The sequence below is a fragment of the Rhodopirellula sp. SH410 genome (assembly GCF_055811895.1).
The window spans coordinates 3,874,155-3,889,216 of the sequence record NZ_CM147949.1 but is presented as its reverse complement, the minus strand read 5'-3'; the positions used below and the strand labels follow the sequence as shown (position 1 = coordinate 3,889,216).

The following is a 15,062-nucleotide window of genomic DNA, read 5'->3' as shown; positions in this document are numbered from 1 at the left end:
CCTCGCCCCGAATTGGGTTCACATAAATTCGTCCTCCTCTGTTTCAAGCATTGCAAGTCGAGCGGCGTCTTTACCACTGAATTGCCAGAACAATCCTGGGTGAATCAAGAATTCACAGAAGGTCGAAGTGGTCAGTCCGCCAAGGATGACTGTCGCGACGGGATAGAGGATTTCTCTCCCTGGTTCCTGGCCTCCCAAAACAAGCGGGATCAGTCCGATGCCGGCGGTCAGCGCGGTCATCAACACCGGTGCAAGTCGCTCGAGACTACCGCGAACCACCATTTCTTGCGTGAACTCCTCACCTTCTTCCTTCATCAGGTGGAAGTAGTGTGTGACCAGCAGAATGCCGTTGCGAACTGCGATTCCGCCGAGTGAGATGAAACCGACCAGACTCGCTACCGTAAGGCTTTGCTGGGTGATCACCAGTCCCAACACGCCACCGATGAACGCCGTCGGTAACGCGTTGAGGATTTGCAGCACGATGCGGATCGATGGGAACAAAATCAACAACACGACAAACATGCCGATCACTGAGATCCCGGCCAGCACGATGATGAGCTGAGTGGCTCGCTGTTGGCTCTCGAACTGTCCGCCGAACTCGATGAAATAGCCCACCGGCATCTCGACTTGATCCCCGATGCGCTGTTTGATCTCCCCCACCGCTCCGGCCAGGTCGCGACCCTCGGTATTGCAACGAATCACAATCCGACGACGTGCGTTCTCACGGTTGATCGAGTTTGGCCCAGAGCCAATGCCCACGTCGGCGACTTCGCGAAGTTCGATCTGTCCGCGATCGGGTTGTCCCTCACGATCTGGCAAGTCGATGCGAAGTCGATCGAGATTGGCATAGTCGGTGCGGTATTCCTCTTCGAGTCGTACGAGCAGATCGAAGCGACGCTGACCTTCGAGTACTTGTGAGACCACTTCGCCTTGCAATGCCGTCTGCAGCACGTCGGCGACATATTGCCGGCTCAACCCATGCAGCGCCAAGTCATCTGCTCTCAATGCAATATGCAACTCCGCGGTCTCTTGAATCGGCTCGACCACCGGTGGCGTGATTCCCGGTACGTCTTCAATGGTTGCCTTCACGTGCTCGGCGACGCGCCGCAATGTGTCTAAGTCGTCTCCGTGAATCTTGATCGCAATTTGAGCGTAGACGCCCGAGATCATGTGGCTAATCAAGTGCGCGAGCGGTTGCTCGACCTCGATATCAACGCCGGGAGCTTCTTCGCTGATCCGTTCACGCAGTTGGGCGATGAGTTCGTCTCGCTCCGTCAGTGACTCCGGATTCATGCTTAGGATGTATTCCCCGAAGTTGACCGGCGAGGCGTGTTCGTCCATTTCGGCTCGACCGGTACGGCGCACGAAGTGCAGGATTTCACCGGCCGGGTTCTGCTCCGTCTTCTGCATCGAGAGGAACACGGAATCAATCGCATGGGAGACCTGGTTCGATGCGTTGAGCGACGACCCTGGCGGCAGCGTGACATTGACTTGCACACTGCCTTCGTCGAATGGTGGCAAAAAATTCCGGCCCAACCTTGACATCTGCCAAGCGGCCACAGCGACGGCAATCCACGTCAAGATCAGCAGCGTTCGCGGGATCGCCATGCTCAGACGGATCAGATGGGACACGCGCTGCTTCAGAGCACGCAATAGAAAACCATCGCCCTCGTGGTGCGTTGCTCGCGAGTTCGGCAGCAGGTAAAACGCAAGCACCGGTGTCACTGTCATCGAAACCACAAACGACGACAGGATCGAGACGATGTAGGCAATCCCCAACGGAGTGAACAACCGGCCTTCGACGCCTGAGAGTGCGAACAGTGGCATGAACGACAAGATCACGACCGCCGTCCCAAACACGATCGAACTGCGAATTTCTTTACTCGCCTGATAGACGATGACGATGGACGACTTTTGCTGTCCGATCGGCAGCCGATTGTTCTGCTTGAGACGCCTGAAAATGTTTTCGACATCCACGATGGCGTCGTCGACGAGCTCGCCCATCGCAACGGCGATCCCGCCCAACGTCATCACGTTGATGGACAACTCCGTGCCACTGAGCCAACCCATGACGCGAAACGTGAGTATCGTTAGCACGAGCGAAAGCGGTATTGCGGTGAGGGTGATGAACGTCGTGCGAAAGTTCAACAAAAACAGAAACAGAACGATGATGACCAGGACAGCACCGATCACGAGCGCCTCGGCGACATTAAAGATGCCCCGGTCGATGAAGTTCCGCAGTCGGAACAATTCCGAATTCACGACGATGTCGGCGGGTAAGGACGCTTCGACCTCGACGAACGCTTGCGCGACGGCATCACTCAGGTCGCGAGTATCCACATGAGGTTGCTTGACGGTCGTGAATACGATTCCAGGGCGACCGTTGACGCTGCCATCACCACGTTTGAACTGTGCACCCTCGGTCACCCTCGCGATCTGATCGAGCAGCACGGCGCGTTGGACATGATTCCCGATGGGAACCTTTTTCAAGTCCTCGATCACGACTCGCGATTCGGGCCCCAGCCGTCCCAGAACTCGGATCGGACGCTCGGTTTCTCCTGTGACCGCAAAGCCGCCACTCGTGTTGATATTGCTCGCTCGCAGCGCCCGTTCCACGTCTTGGACCGTGACGCCGTATTCCAGCAGCGCCGTCGGGTCGATCAGGATTTGGTACTGCTTGCGATCGCCTCCCAACATGAAAACTTCAGCGACGCCGGTTGTCTTGAGCAATCGTGGTCGAATGATCCAGTCGGCAACGGTGCGAAGTTCCATTTGTTGCTTCGCATCGCTGTAGAAATGAGTGGCATGCGACTTGCCTTCGATTTTGATCGAGGCGGAGCCGATCGGTGTCCGTTGTGAGTCGGAAACGACCGCCTCGGGCCCCTTGTCGGGCGTCGCACCCGCGACGAACGAACTCGGCTCAGTTCGGGAGGTATCGGCATTGGGGGCGCCGCTCCACTGAACCTCCTGCGTCTCGACGTTCTTCCATGTCGAGAAGTCATGTCGATTGCCCGGAACCCAAACCGTGATTTTGAAATTGCCGATTTCATCAATGACCATTTCGGCCATCATTTCGGTGTTCCCAACCTGCGCAAGTCGCCCACCGTCCGGTCCATTCTGCCTGTAAATTCCCGCGACGATGATTTGTCCCATGATCGAAGACGGTGGTGTCATTTGTGGACGAATCCCATCTGGCAGGATGCCTTCGAGCGTGGACAATCGCTCTTGCACTGTTTGTCGGGCAGCCCGGATTTCGGTGGACCAATCGAACTCGATGTAGATGACGTTCAGTCCTGCGGTCGATTGACTACGGACCGCTTGCACACCGTTGGCACCCATCAACGCAATTTCGATCGGCTGCGTCACCAACGTTTCGACCTCTTCGGTCGCCAGACCAGGTGCTTCGGTGATGATGACGACGCGCGGGCGATCGAGATCGGGAAAGACGTCGATCGACATCTGAGTCGCCGAGTACGATCCGTAGATCAGCACAAACAGGCTAACAACGAGGACAAGCATTCGGTAACGAAGTGAAAATTTGATGATAAGATCTAGCATGGATGATGCTCCTTGAAGTTGCGATGCGAGCGCACCAACAGTATGTCGGTCATTGGCTTGACTCTTCGGACCGAAGGTCCATCAGTTTGCCTGCCCCAGTCCAACGGGCTGGGTTGCGTGTCAGTAAAATCATCTCTCGGGTAAACGCCCCGACCATTTGTGTCATCGCGGTACCATATCGGGCTGAATGTGAATCGTTCTCGCACACTTCCTAAACTCCAATATAGAATTGACGATCGATGTCCCCATCGCTTTCTCAGGTCTGGCTGCACGTCATCTTCTCTATCAAGAATCGCCAGCCATCCGTTGAAAAAGAGTTCGTGTTGAGATGAAATGTTTCGCATGTCGACGCATCGTGTCGAAGAATCGAATTGCGGCAGTGCCTCGCTAGACGTGTATCAGACTCATGTGCATTTGCTGGTCGGCTTGGCCCGAACCATGACGACCCGCGAAGCTGGTCGAGAGTATGAAAACGGAAACATCGATAGGGCCCAGGACGCTGTCGGACGTTCCTCGATCTTGGGTTGGAAATCTGACTACAGTGTCTTTTCGGTGAGCCATTTGAAACGCGGTGCAGTAGGTACATCCAGTCGTGAGCAGCCGCAGCATGATGCGATAAGCAACGTGAGATCAATAACTGGCGTAGTGGATCTTGTTAAAGATCCATCCAGAACAGGATCTTTAACAAGATCCACTACGGTAAACCCGTCATTTATTGTTCCTGGTGTCCTAACGTCTTTTCAGGAGGAGTCTCGGCGAATGTGCGAGCGTCACTCAATCGAGCTCGACGAACGATATGTTTGGGATGGATGTTGCAGTTGGTCGGGCTTGTTGGCCCGACGGCGAAGATTGATGTCCACGAACCCAGACCGATGGTCTGGGCTAGGGAAACCGCTAGGGCTTCGCCCTGAAAATCGGCTGGGGCTTCGCGTTAGATCTCAATGTGCAGCATGAGTGGTCCCGTCGGCGTGGACATGAACCCCAGGTTCTTTGCCACTGGCCGACTGGGACTTCAGTACGCGATTGAGAGAGGCTGCGGCGTTTTGTGCCAAATAGGCTCCCGCGGTGATGCCGCCGTCGTCGGCGATCACAACCGACCGACGGTCTTCATGCAGAACGTGAACAGGAATCTGCTTAAACAGGTCGCCGTTCTGCCGGAACACATAAGCTTCTGGTCCCTCACGCACAACCGCCTCGGCAGGCAGGACGAACACATCATCAAATTTTTCAACCGGAACGTGGATTCGAGTACGCTGTCCAGGTCGAAATCGCCAAACGAGAAAGACGCGTCCCAGATCGTCATAGGATCGTGATTGATTCGATAGCGGAATATAGAAGTCAAACGTGCGGCTGTTTTTGTCGATCGAGTTCGACAGATGCCGGATTTTGAAGGTCTGAGCGAGTTCAGGCCAATGGCCTTCTGCATCCTCGGCGAACTCAACGTCGAGGGGACGCTTCTCCTGTGCGGCTTGTTCGAGAAAAGTTGCTTCGCGTTTGAAGGCGTGACCGACGACGTACAGCATCCGATGGTTCGACAGATTCGCGAGCAACTGTCCGGCTTGGACTTGTTGGCCTAGCTCGACAGCGAGTTCTTGAACTTCATACGCGATGTCTGCATCGGCTACCGGTTGGTTGATATAGTCGACCTGCTGAATCACTTGAGGTGGCGCGTGATTGGAAACCACTGTGAGATCGCGAACGGGTGGCGCAATGATCTCAACGGTCGAAACGAATGTTCCCGCTTCAATTTGTGCGACTTGATCGGGGGTGAGCCCGCGCGTGAGTAGCTCTTGGCGGGCGGCTTGGATCAACGTATTTTGACGACTGATCTCGCTCTGCAGTTCGATCATTTTGGATCGCGATATCGCACCAATCGTGACGGCCTCGGACAATCGATCGATCTCGGCCTGGACGATCCCCGTCTCCTGCCGTGCCTTGAACAACTGTGTTTGTGTGGCTTGCAAGTATTCGCTGAACAATCTCAATGTGAGCAACGGTTCGCCGGGACGCATCGTGTCGCCCGGAAACGCATGGATCCCAGTCACAACGCCGACTGCTGGCGAGGTCACACCACGATCCGACAGCCCTGGACGGTCGGCGACTTCGCCCGGTATCACCACGTGCCGCCAATAGGTTTGCGGACGCGCGGCTTTCGATGTCAACGACAAGTTTTTCCGAGCCTGCTCGCTGATCTCTAACACGGTTTGCTTTTCGGAGGACGCGGCGGATTTACCCGTCGTCGGCTGTTTGCTCGCTTGATTGCTGCCAAACACCTCCGCACGAAAGAACCAGAGGGCTGCGAACACGCCCATGATGAGCGCCGGCGCAATCAAGGCCGTTGATATCGATGCGATAGGTTTCATGTGTTTTGGGTCTTCACGAATTTTCAGCAGGCAACACAAATGGATGGACGAAGTCGCATGGACTGACAGCCAACCAACAAGCGGATCAAAACTCAGAGCGAGTTCTGCCAAGAAAAAGAAAGCGGCTCGCAGTGGTAGCAAGCGCGCAGAAGACCCCTACAGCCGAAGACAGCCGGTGAGAAGAAAGAGCGGTAGCGTCGCCGCCCGATCCTGTGGAACGTGTCCGCAGATCCGATAACCGGAGTCCACGACGGTACGGTTCCAACTGAGGACCCAGTCCGTCGCGAAAACATTAATCGAGTTGGAGTCCGCAGGACGGATCGAAGATTGATCCGTTGATGCCAAATAGATTGCATCCGAATCATGCTTTGGCGCAGCGGAAACGGCATCGCTCGCCAACGTCGATTCAGCCGCGACTGCATGTCGATTATGGTCGTGACTGTGACCATGCGAATGAAGGTGCACATGCGGACGTTCTGCATGATCGCTCGGCTCACCCAAGCGAGACCCTGCGTGCGAATGAGGCAGAGGTTGCCCCAGCACAAAGAGAGGTATCAACACGAGAGAAATGAATCGAAGCATGTGAGCGATTCTAGACTCCCATGAGGAGAACGACCATAGGGATTCTTCGAGAAATGGACGAAAGTGATGGACTGTTGGATTAGCTATCGAACGCTCGTTTGTCGTCGGGCCACGATGGGTTTGTTGAGCACGGACCGGTTCGGCTTCAGCCCCGGTTCCTTAAACTGATGACGACAGGTCGGGTTCCAGTTTGTGCAGTCGTCATGTCTGAAGGAGCCACGATTGTCGGGGGCACATGGATTCTCTCGAAGGCTCCCGGTCGTCGGGGTACCGGCAGTGAAATTCGCCGCGTCCGAAGGCGATTCGCGTGGCGGACTTGCATCGCTGGTGACTCTCGGCCGTTGGTGTGGTCCGGACGAATCTCGCTCAAGTGTCTCGCGAAGTCCCGTGAGAACGGGCCGTGACATTCGCAGCGGTGACAGGTCATCGAGAAACGAATGGCAATCGTCTTTGGCGGTCACCGGACCTGGCAACGTCAAACTCGCGAAATTGATGCGATGCAGCTGATCACGTACCCGTTTCCCCCAGCCGCCATCGCAAAACACCACCCGCTTCGACGACCATTTTTGATGCCAGCTATGGGCGTTCCCAGGACAGGTGTCGTCCTCCCCGCCGTACCGCATCGCGGCATCACTAACGATCAAATTCTTCGCATGCTTGCAATGACAAGTCAATCGCTTCGCCGGAAACCTGTTCAGCATTTTGCTTGACCCAAGAATCCAGAGCCCCCATACTCAGCAGACGCCAACCGGCGATAGCATTCCCTCGCACCGGCGATAACACTCCGCGTGTCACCGAGGGAACCGAAGGTCCAACCGGCGATAATACCCCCAAGCTCCACTTATCGCCGCAGCACCAGCCAACGATTATTACCTCGTTCGTCGACACAAGTGACCGTATTTTGCGAATCCTATCTTTCGTGCTTCTAGTTGCAGCAACGGCATCACTGGTGGCGGACGATGATGCTTCCTCGCGTCGAGCAAAGATTCAAACGGAAACCGAAAGACTCGGCGACCATTTCTGGGCGGGCAAGTACTGCGATCATATGCAGGGTATCGACACGGGGCCGTCGTGCATTTGGCTGACACCGACGCAGGGAGCGGCGTATCTTAGCGAAGGCTGGATGGCCGAATCGGATTTCGGAACGATCTCTGTCGACGACTCGCTTGTCCGCGTCGAATGGGATAACCCAAGTCGGACGGGACGATCGCCTACGGAGCGTGAGTTGATGGTCGTGCCCTATCAGTCGAACATTTTTTTGGTTCCCAAGACGCAAGTACACGCTTTCTGTTTGGCGGCGCGTGGCAAAGGGAAATTCCCGATGGGGCTGTTCAGACGCGAGAAGCCGACTCATGGAGCGGAGGAGGCAAACGCGATTCCGAGATTGCCTGTGAGATTCAAGCCATACCTCAATTTGCCACCAATCGCAACCAAAGTAACGCGAACCGAGCCTCAAACGCGCGTTGAGAACAATGAGGACGAGCAGATCGTTCGCCAGACTGTAACCATTGACGTGGGTGCTGAAGACCATGTTTTCCCTGGAATGCGGTTCCAGCGAAATCGAAAAGACGCCGACTATCCCTTTCCGGTGATCGAAGTCAAAACCGTACGCGCAAACGACTCGGATGCGGAACTACAGTACTATGTGGAGACAAACGAAAAGATTCCTCGCATTTTGGTTGGTCAAACGTACGTTACAACTCGATGGTAAGCGACGAGCCAAGGGATTCAACCCGAGATCGCGAGTGGCTGTTGCCTGATGGTTAGTCGTTTCCGCGATCCGGGTTTACCCTACCGTTATCACAAACAAAACGAGGTCAACGATCGCCCATGTTTTCCGGCATTGCCTCCTACGCGATTGTTGTTACTGCATTGTCTATTGTCCTTAGCCTTTGGCTACGCAACTACTTGATTTCTTCTTTCGTCACCGCCTTCCTAGCGTCGATTTTGAATCTGCTACACGAATCATGGCTTGCCGGTTTCGATGTTAGGAACGCGGGATCAATAACTGGCGTAGTGGATCTTGTTAAAGATCCATCCAGAACAGGATCTTTAACAAGATCCACTACGGTAAATCCGTTACTTTTTGTTCATGGTATCCTTAACGTCGGTTGGGGACCTCCGATGTTGATGATGGGCTTCGTTTTCGCACTACCCGTCGCCTTGCTCGCCGGACTACCATCACTTGCATATCGCCGTTGGGTAGACGGGAACGCGTCCACTTCACCAAGTAACAATTCACTAACAAACGATTCGGACGCGAGTTAATTTGGCGTTTGACGAGGTGCCGCCCTTCGTCAACAATTGCGTCTTGAATAGCAAGTTGCCATCGCTCGCAATCGGAACGAGCAAACAACCGAATCGATTACCATGAGTTTTTACGGAACCGGGATCGCGAGCGATTTCAAATGGAACATCAGCCCTCCCGGCCCGCAGAACGCTCCCGTTGCCCGATTCCTTATCCTTGCATGCGTTTCCTCGGTACTAGCATTTAATCATATCAGTTATGTGGAGTGGTTCGTCAGATGAAGTTTGAAGCTCACGATGATCCATACGCCGCATTCGAGCACAATAGCCGACTGAAGTGTTCCTCCCCCGGTGGTAGACTCGAATGAGATTTAGCCTTCGCAAGCTGCTTGCGGCCATGCTTGTAATTGCGTTGCTGTTCGCGCTGGCTCTGGCCGCCAGGCGAAGCATTATTGGTCGGTCCCGCGTTTCCCAACGCATTGGAGCGAAACTCGAGTCCATGTCACTCACTACACCTGCAAACCTCAACGCAAAACAATGGCAAGTGATGGTTGACTGGACACGGAACCTCCACGGCAATAGCTTATTGCCTTTCCAGACCAGCTTGACGGAGATTCTCGCGTTTGAATCGCGGTTAAACATACGACTCGGCGGCACCGTAGACGCAAACACCATCGAATGGATCTGGGACCAGTACGACATCGCCTGCGATGGTGGCCATCGGTACCAGCGATTTCGGTAGCACGTTAATGAGGAGCTTGCCGCCTACAATTCGCCGGCCATGCTCGAACTGCCACCTCCCGCACAAGACGATCGATAAGCAGGTTCGGGTTATTTATTCCGCATCAACCTATTAGCCGTTTGGGCGTTAGCCTGGACCGCTCAACCTTTGGGGTGCAATGCTTTTGCATTGCCGCAAGTTTTCTTCTGTATCTCCGCCTCCTGACGACCAGACCAAATTGTCCCGTCTCTCGTTTCCCCCACGCTTCGCAGACTGTTGTCTTAATCGAATGTTAAAAGTGTTGAATGCCACCGGCATGCCTCCGGAGATCCACCATGCAGCTTGTGCTGTGTGATGCTAACGAGTCCCCTTACACGAGAAAGTATGCTTTCGTCGGATGAGCCGTTTTTGTCTGCTTGCAAGTGTCCTCTCCCGGTCCGCAAATCCCTTTCGTTCGCCAACAGACAGCCATACATGAATAAGCACGTCGGGTGAATTTATTCGGCATAATTAAAAAGCGTAGGCATATACGACACTTCTCCAAACTCATTGAGTGTTTTCGTAAGTGTGTTTAGCAGTGTACTGAAGCGCTCCCAGGCGCCAGCGGGGAGCAGTTGGTACTTGAGTTTTTTCCAAAGCATTTCAATTGCATTCAGCTCTGGACTGTATGGCGGCAGATGGTAGATGTAGAGTCCTTTCTCTGCCCAGTCTTCCATGCGAGTTTGAAATGCTCCGCTCGTGTGGACTGAGGCATTGTCAAGGACCACAACAGTTGGACCGTCGATTGTTTGGCAATAATCATCGAAAATTGCAATCACCATTTCGCTGTTCACGTAGCCTTTGTGGAGATAGGTGTGGGTTTCACCGTCTTGACCCTGAAACCCAATCGCTTGAACGTTGCTGCCGTGTGCCCCGGTTACGGGTATTTCGTAGCGTCGACCGATCGGTTGCCATCCGTAGGGAACAACTCCTTTGAGCGAGAAACCCGCCTCGTCAAAGTAAACAACGTTCAAATCCGGTTCTTCGAGAAACTCGGCTAGCTCTTCCTTGGCCAATTGAAATTTCTTTTCATCCCGTTTTTGCCGCAAACTTCGACGATAACGTTTCCAACTCAGCCGAAACCGCCTCGCGTATTCTCGCAGAGTGGGTCGCTTGATTTCCTTGCCGGTTTTTTCTTTCAGCTCTTTCAGCACCTTGGCTGGTCGATTCGGGTATTTTCGAAGTAGTCGCCGGAGAGTTTGCTGCTCTGAGGCGTTGAGTATCGGCGGCGCACCGGGATGCTCGGAGTCTTCAAGTGCGTCGGGGCCGCCTTCTGAAAATCTGTCAATCCAACTGGATACCGAATCTCGATCCACGCCAAAGATATCGACAAGGGAACTTATTTCGTACTGTTGGTCGCTGAGTAAGATTGCGTGCGCACGAACTCGCGTATAGTGGCAATGATGACTTTTCCACATTTCCGTCAGTTGCTGTTTTTGCTCGACTGAGCCAATTTGTGCGAATTTTGTAGAGGGGCGTGCCATTTGAATCTCCCGGTTCGTGAAACAGGGAGAAACATGATGCTTCGCATAATCTCGACCATCGAGCATTTGCTAGCAAATCAGAAAGGATTCCCAACTCAACATGGGTGCAAAAAGCTTGCCAGTTATACCGAAATACTTACCCAGATGTGCTTACCTCCAGAGCTAAATGTCGATTTTCCGTGAAGCACTCGGGCGTCTCTTTCCAGCACAGCGTCTTCGCTGTCCTTGCTTGCGTGTTCGGTCAGTGCACCATCCAAGCGGATGAACCTGTTGCAGCCACTACCCCCGAGACGACGGAATTGTCGTTCGACAAACCCTCAGAAAGTACGAGTAAGTCAGTTCAGCTGATTCGTGGAAAGGCATCTGCCCTCCCGACTCTGTCTGAGAAGGTTGAGGATGACTCAGTGGGTCGAGACGGCGATGAATCGACCATTCATCGCCCAGCCATCCATGATGGGGACATCCGCATCAAGGTACAAGGCTCATTCGAGGTCAGTATCGGCGGTTTCGGTGTGGCACGAGGTGAGGGCACTGCGACACTCGAGCTGGATGGACCACGAATTGACCGACTGTTTCAGGAGTTTGAAGATTTGTTTCGTGGATCGAAACTTGTTCGGCGGGACATGGTCGATGGGATCATTTCATTACCGTCCACCATACGTTCAACGAACGAGACTCTGAAAATGCTGTCGGCCCCCGAAACACAAGAAGCACTTCGGCAGGTTGAGTCCTTGCTTCGTTTGTTGCCCAAGACGACTGTACCTCCCGAACCCCAGATCGACATTGATTCAGACGAAAAATAGACCGCTCATTCCGCTTGTAGTCCAGTCACGCCTGCACGTCGGCGAACCCAGAAACGCGTTGGACGCCCGATGTCGTGGAAAGACGACAGGCACGGTTGTCGCTCATCGCAAATCCGCGAACGTCCCGGTACGACACGCCCAATGAGATCAGATTTTTCAGTCCAGCCTTCGACTTCGTTCACTGTTTCCAAAATCAAGCTCGGACGCGTCGCCAAGACCGATCGAGGATCACAGCACTTCGGCGAGCCGTTTGACTCCTCCAGCGGTTTGCTTGAGACCCTGCTCTGGGCCGCACTGCCCGTATGAGGTTTCTGTGCGTAAGATGGCGGTTCTTGGCGAAAAGATGTCGAGCGACGGGGATATTGCTCGCTGAGCGGTCATCTTCGCGGTCTTCCTCTCCACGGTTTGCAACCTCGCCGCAGTGTTCTTCGCCTCGTACGGCCTTTCTCGCGGGCGGTTGGGGAAATGTTCGTCGCTCTGTTGTTATAGGAGTGATTTCGACCACGGAAAACACGAATGACACGAATTTTACCCACGCGTAGGATTCGTGTTTTTTGTGTGATTCGTGGTTGAAGCCTCACGCTGGTTATCGCCGAATGTGTCGAACAACCAGCGCATGCGGCCGGTGGAACCGGCCCTACTGACCCACGCTGGCTTTTCGTGTGATTCGTGTCTTTCGTGGTTGAAACCTCACGCTGGTTATCGCCGAATGTGTCGAACAACCAGTGCAGGTGGCCGGTGGAACCGGCCCTACTGACCCACGCTGGCTTTTCGTGTGATTCGTGTGATTCGTGGTTGAAACCTCACGCTGGTTATCGCCGAATGTGTCGAACAACCAGTGCAGGTGGCCGGTGGAACCGGCCCTACTGACCCACGTTGGCTTTTCGTGTGGTTCGCGTCTTTCGTGGTTGAAGCCTCACGCTGGTTATCGCCGAATGTGTCGAACAACCAGCGTATGTGGCCGGTGGAACCGGCGCTACTACTGCGTGAATCGCCGGAATGACGCCGCCGCGAAATCCCGAGATATTCAAACGGAGATGTGCGGAAAGCAAGTTTCATCGCACGTGTCGCTTGAAGAGAGTAAACTTTTTTCCAAAACTGCGAAAATGCCCTCTGTCGAGGGTGTGTAAATCGCTATGCTGGGGGAAGCATTCCGCCACAGGGAGACGATGCGGGGTCCTGAGGACTCTTTTGCAGCTGCGCATACGACATGCGTGCTTCCTATGGCGGATCACTGATTCGCAGGTTATTCGCACGCGTATTGCTACCGCTTTCGCTCAACTTCTCCAGCAGTTGCAACAAATGACGTTGCCCAAATCTCGAATCCGGCTACACTTGCGGGGGAGGGACGGAGATCGCTGGCTACCATTTCGGAGCGAGTGTGATCGCCTGAGACACAATTTCCCCTGCAATGGAATCTCACACTCCTCAAATTTCGAAAGGTCTTATTTTATGTGGTGTCGTCTTTTAATGGTCGTGTTTTGTTTTGTTCCAATCATTGGCTGTTCTGATTCAGGTACAAAAGTTCTTGACGGGGAAGTGAAGCTTGATCCTGATGTCGGAAGTGACGTCAATGACACGGAGAAGATGAAAGAGCTAATGAACGCAAGTCCAGCTGCGCCTAAATGATTGATTCCGTTTTATTTTCGTTACTCAGGAGCGTATTATGTCTATGTCCAGTTCAACAACTCAGCGACCCAAGGGTTTCACTTTAGTAGAACTCTTGGTTGTGATTGCCATTATCGGTGTCTTAGTTGGCTTGCTTCTACCTGCGGTGCAGGCGGCTCGAGAAGCGGCCCGGCGGATGAGTTGCAGCAACAACTTCAAGCAGATCGGCTTGGGAATGCACAACTATCATGCTGCTTTTCAAATGTTTCCGAGCACTTGGGATGGATCCGCGCCGAACAATTATCGTGTTAACTTGAACCTTGTTGGTATCTTGCCGTTCGTGGAGCAGCAGGCCCTGTGGCAGCAACTTAGCACTCCATCGCAGCAAGGAACTTCTAATTATGCGCCCATGGGTCAAGATCCTGGAACGGACGCCCCAGCCTATATTCCTTGGATGACCCAGGTCGCGGGATATCGCTGCCCCAGCGATGCCGCCCGATTGAACGGTGCTGGGCAAACAAACTATGGAAATAGCTACGGCGACACTATCCGTGGTGCTGGTCGATCGCCGGAGCCAGGTGATCGCAATCACCATACCGGCGTCACCGGTCACCATCGCGGGCTGTTCGCAAGAGAAAAGACGACACAGTTTCGTGACATCCAGGATGGTACAGCTAACACTGTCGCGATGGGTGAGCTTTGTGTGATGGACTTTGAGCGGGGTACCCGCAGTTACGTCTATCACCTGACAGGCTGGTGGATTCCAACTCCCACAACGTGTAAGTCAGGGGCTCACATCGATCCAGAAACACCATCGATGTACGCCAGCGGTGGTATTTGGCAGCGCGGGCGTCGCTGGGCGGACGGACACTGGCATTCCACAGCTGTCATGACAGTGTTACCCCCGAACTCACCCTCTTGCCTGCGAGTGGAAGATGCGAACGACGGCTTAGCGTCAGTGACCAGCTACCACCAAGGTGGCGCTCACGTTTTGCTGGCAGATGGTGCCGTCCGCTTCGTCACCGACTCGATCGAGTCCGGCGATCTGACCAAGCCATCGGTAGCCAACGGTGGCTCATTTTCACCTCCAGGTAAGAAGAGTCCGTATGGGCTTTGGGGCGCAATGGGATCGATTCGTGGCAAAGAAACGCAATCGCTCGAGTAAGGTTCCCTGAATCTCCTTTCCCGCTCTTTCAACTTTTCCTTGCTAGCCACGCCGGCACGCCGCAAACGCTTGCGGATTTCAAATCCGCAAGCAAAAATCGGCCGCCTACCAGCTACCGTTTCAACACCGACCCGCTCCGGTGAAACGATTGGACCCCACAAGAAAGAGCGAAGGTCCATTGGGTCGCATTTTTTTAGGTCGACCTTGGCCTTCGCCGGTGCCGCGGGGAGTTCATGGTTCCCGACATCTATTCCCGGAAGTAGACACGGTGACCCTTCTGTGCATCACCTCCAAAGTGAGTCGAATTCGTGTTCGATTCTGATTCATCCTGGCTGTTTTGTTAAAACGCTTGCCTGTCGGGGCTGCTTAGGGTTATGATGCAATCCTAACAGAGCGTTTTCTCCGGGAACGCTCTCCCACCGACCCACGGTTTGCGGTTACGCAAATCGTCCTGCCATCCTATTTTATTGGGCGATCTGCATCATGTTGTCG

General features: G+C 54.0%; 9 protein-coding genes. 5 read left to right on the top strand and 4 right to left on the bottom strand.

Translation table 11 applies throughout. The features are described from left to right. Window positions 1–18: 18 nt before the first annotated feature. From SH410x_RS14230 to SH410x_RS14220, 3 genes are all read right to left on the bottom strand, one after another. Window positions 19–3,558: an efflux RND transporter permease subunit gene (locus tag SH410x_RS14230; protein WP_473677128.1), complete on the bottom strand. Its 3,540-nt coding sequence runs from the start codon at window positions 3,556–3,558 to the stop codon at window positions 19–21. A 938-nt stretch (window positions 3,559–4,496) separates the two neighbouring features. Then, window positions 4,497–5,921 (bottom strand): efflux RND transporter periplasmic adaptor subunit, encoded by a 1,425-nt coding sequence (locus SH410x_RS14225; protein ID WP_473677127.1) that lies wholly within the window; start codon window positions 5,919–5,921, stop codon window positions 4,497–4,499. A gap of 156 nt (window positions 5,922–6,077) precedes the next feature. After that, complete coding sequence (locus SH410x_RS14220) at window positions 6,078–6,503, bottom strand: hypothetical protein (RefSeq protein ID WP_473677126.1); 426 nt, start codon at window positions 6,501–6,503, stop codon at window positions 6,078–6,080. Window positions 6,504–7,422: 919 nt separating this feature from the next. On the opposite strand from SH410x_RS14220, the gene SH410x_RS14215 reads away from it, so the two are divergent. Continuing rightward, window positions 7,423–8,214 (top strand): hypothetical protein, encoded by a 792-nt coding sequence (locus SH410x_RS14215; RefSeq protein ID WP_473677125.1) that lies wholly within the window; start codon window positions 7,423–7,425, stop codon window positions 8,212–8,214. A gap of 1,035 nt (window positions 8,215–9,249) precedes the next feature. Beyond that, entirely contained in the window at window positions 9,250–9,492 is a 243-nt protein-coding gene (locus tag SH410x_RS14210; protein ID WP_473677124.1) for a hypothetical protein, read from the top strand. A 476-nt stretch (window positions 9,493–9,968) separates the two neighbouring features. Here SH410x_RS14210 and SH410x_RS14205 read toward each other — a convergent pair whose 3' ends face one another. Beyond that, complete coding sequence (locus SH410x_RS14205; protein WP_473668492.1) at window positions 9,969–11,060, bottom strand: IS630 family transposase; 1,092 nt, start codon at window positions 11,058–11,060, stop codon at window positions 9,969–9,971. A 338-nt stretch (window positions 11,061–11,398) separates the two neighbouring features. Here SH410x_RS14205 and SH410x_RS14200 point away from each other — a divergent pair, with 338 nt between their 5' ends. The 3 genes from SH410x_RS14200 to SH410x_RS14190 all read left to right on the top strand — a co-directional run bounded on the left by SH410x_RS14200 (window position 11,399) and on the right by SH410x_RS14190 (window position 14,570). Next, window positions 11,399–11,797, top strand: coding sequence for a hypothetical protein (locus tag SH410x_RS14200; RefSeq protein ID WP_473677123.1), 399 nt, complete (start codon window positions 11,399–11,401; stop codon window positions 11,795–11,797). A 141-nt stretch (window positions 11,798–11,938) separates the two neighbouring features. Further along, on the top strand, window positions 11,939–12,103 hold the full coding sequence (locus SH410x_RS14195) for a hypothetical protein (RefSeq protein ID WP_473677122.1): 165 nt from the start codon (window positions 11,939–11,941) through the stop codon (window positions 12,101–12,103). 1,366 nt (window positions 12,104–13,469) lie between these two features. Further along, on the top strand, window positions 13,470–14,570 hold the full coding sequence (locus tag SH410x_RS14190) for a DUF1559 family PulG-like putative transporter (protein WP_473677121.1): 1,101 nt from the start codon (window positions 13,470–13,472) through the stop codon (window positions 14,568–14,570). Window positions 14,571–15,062: the final 492 nt, after the last annotated feature.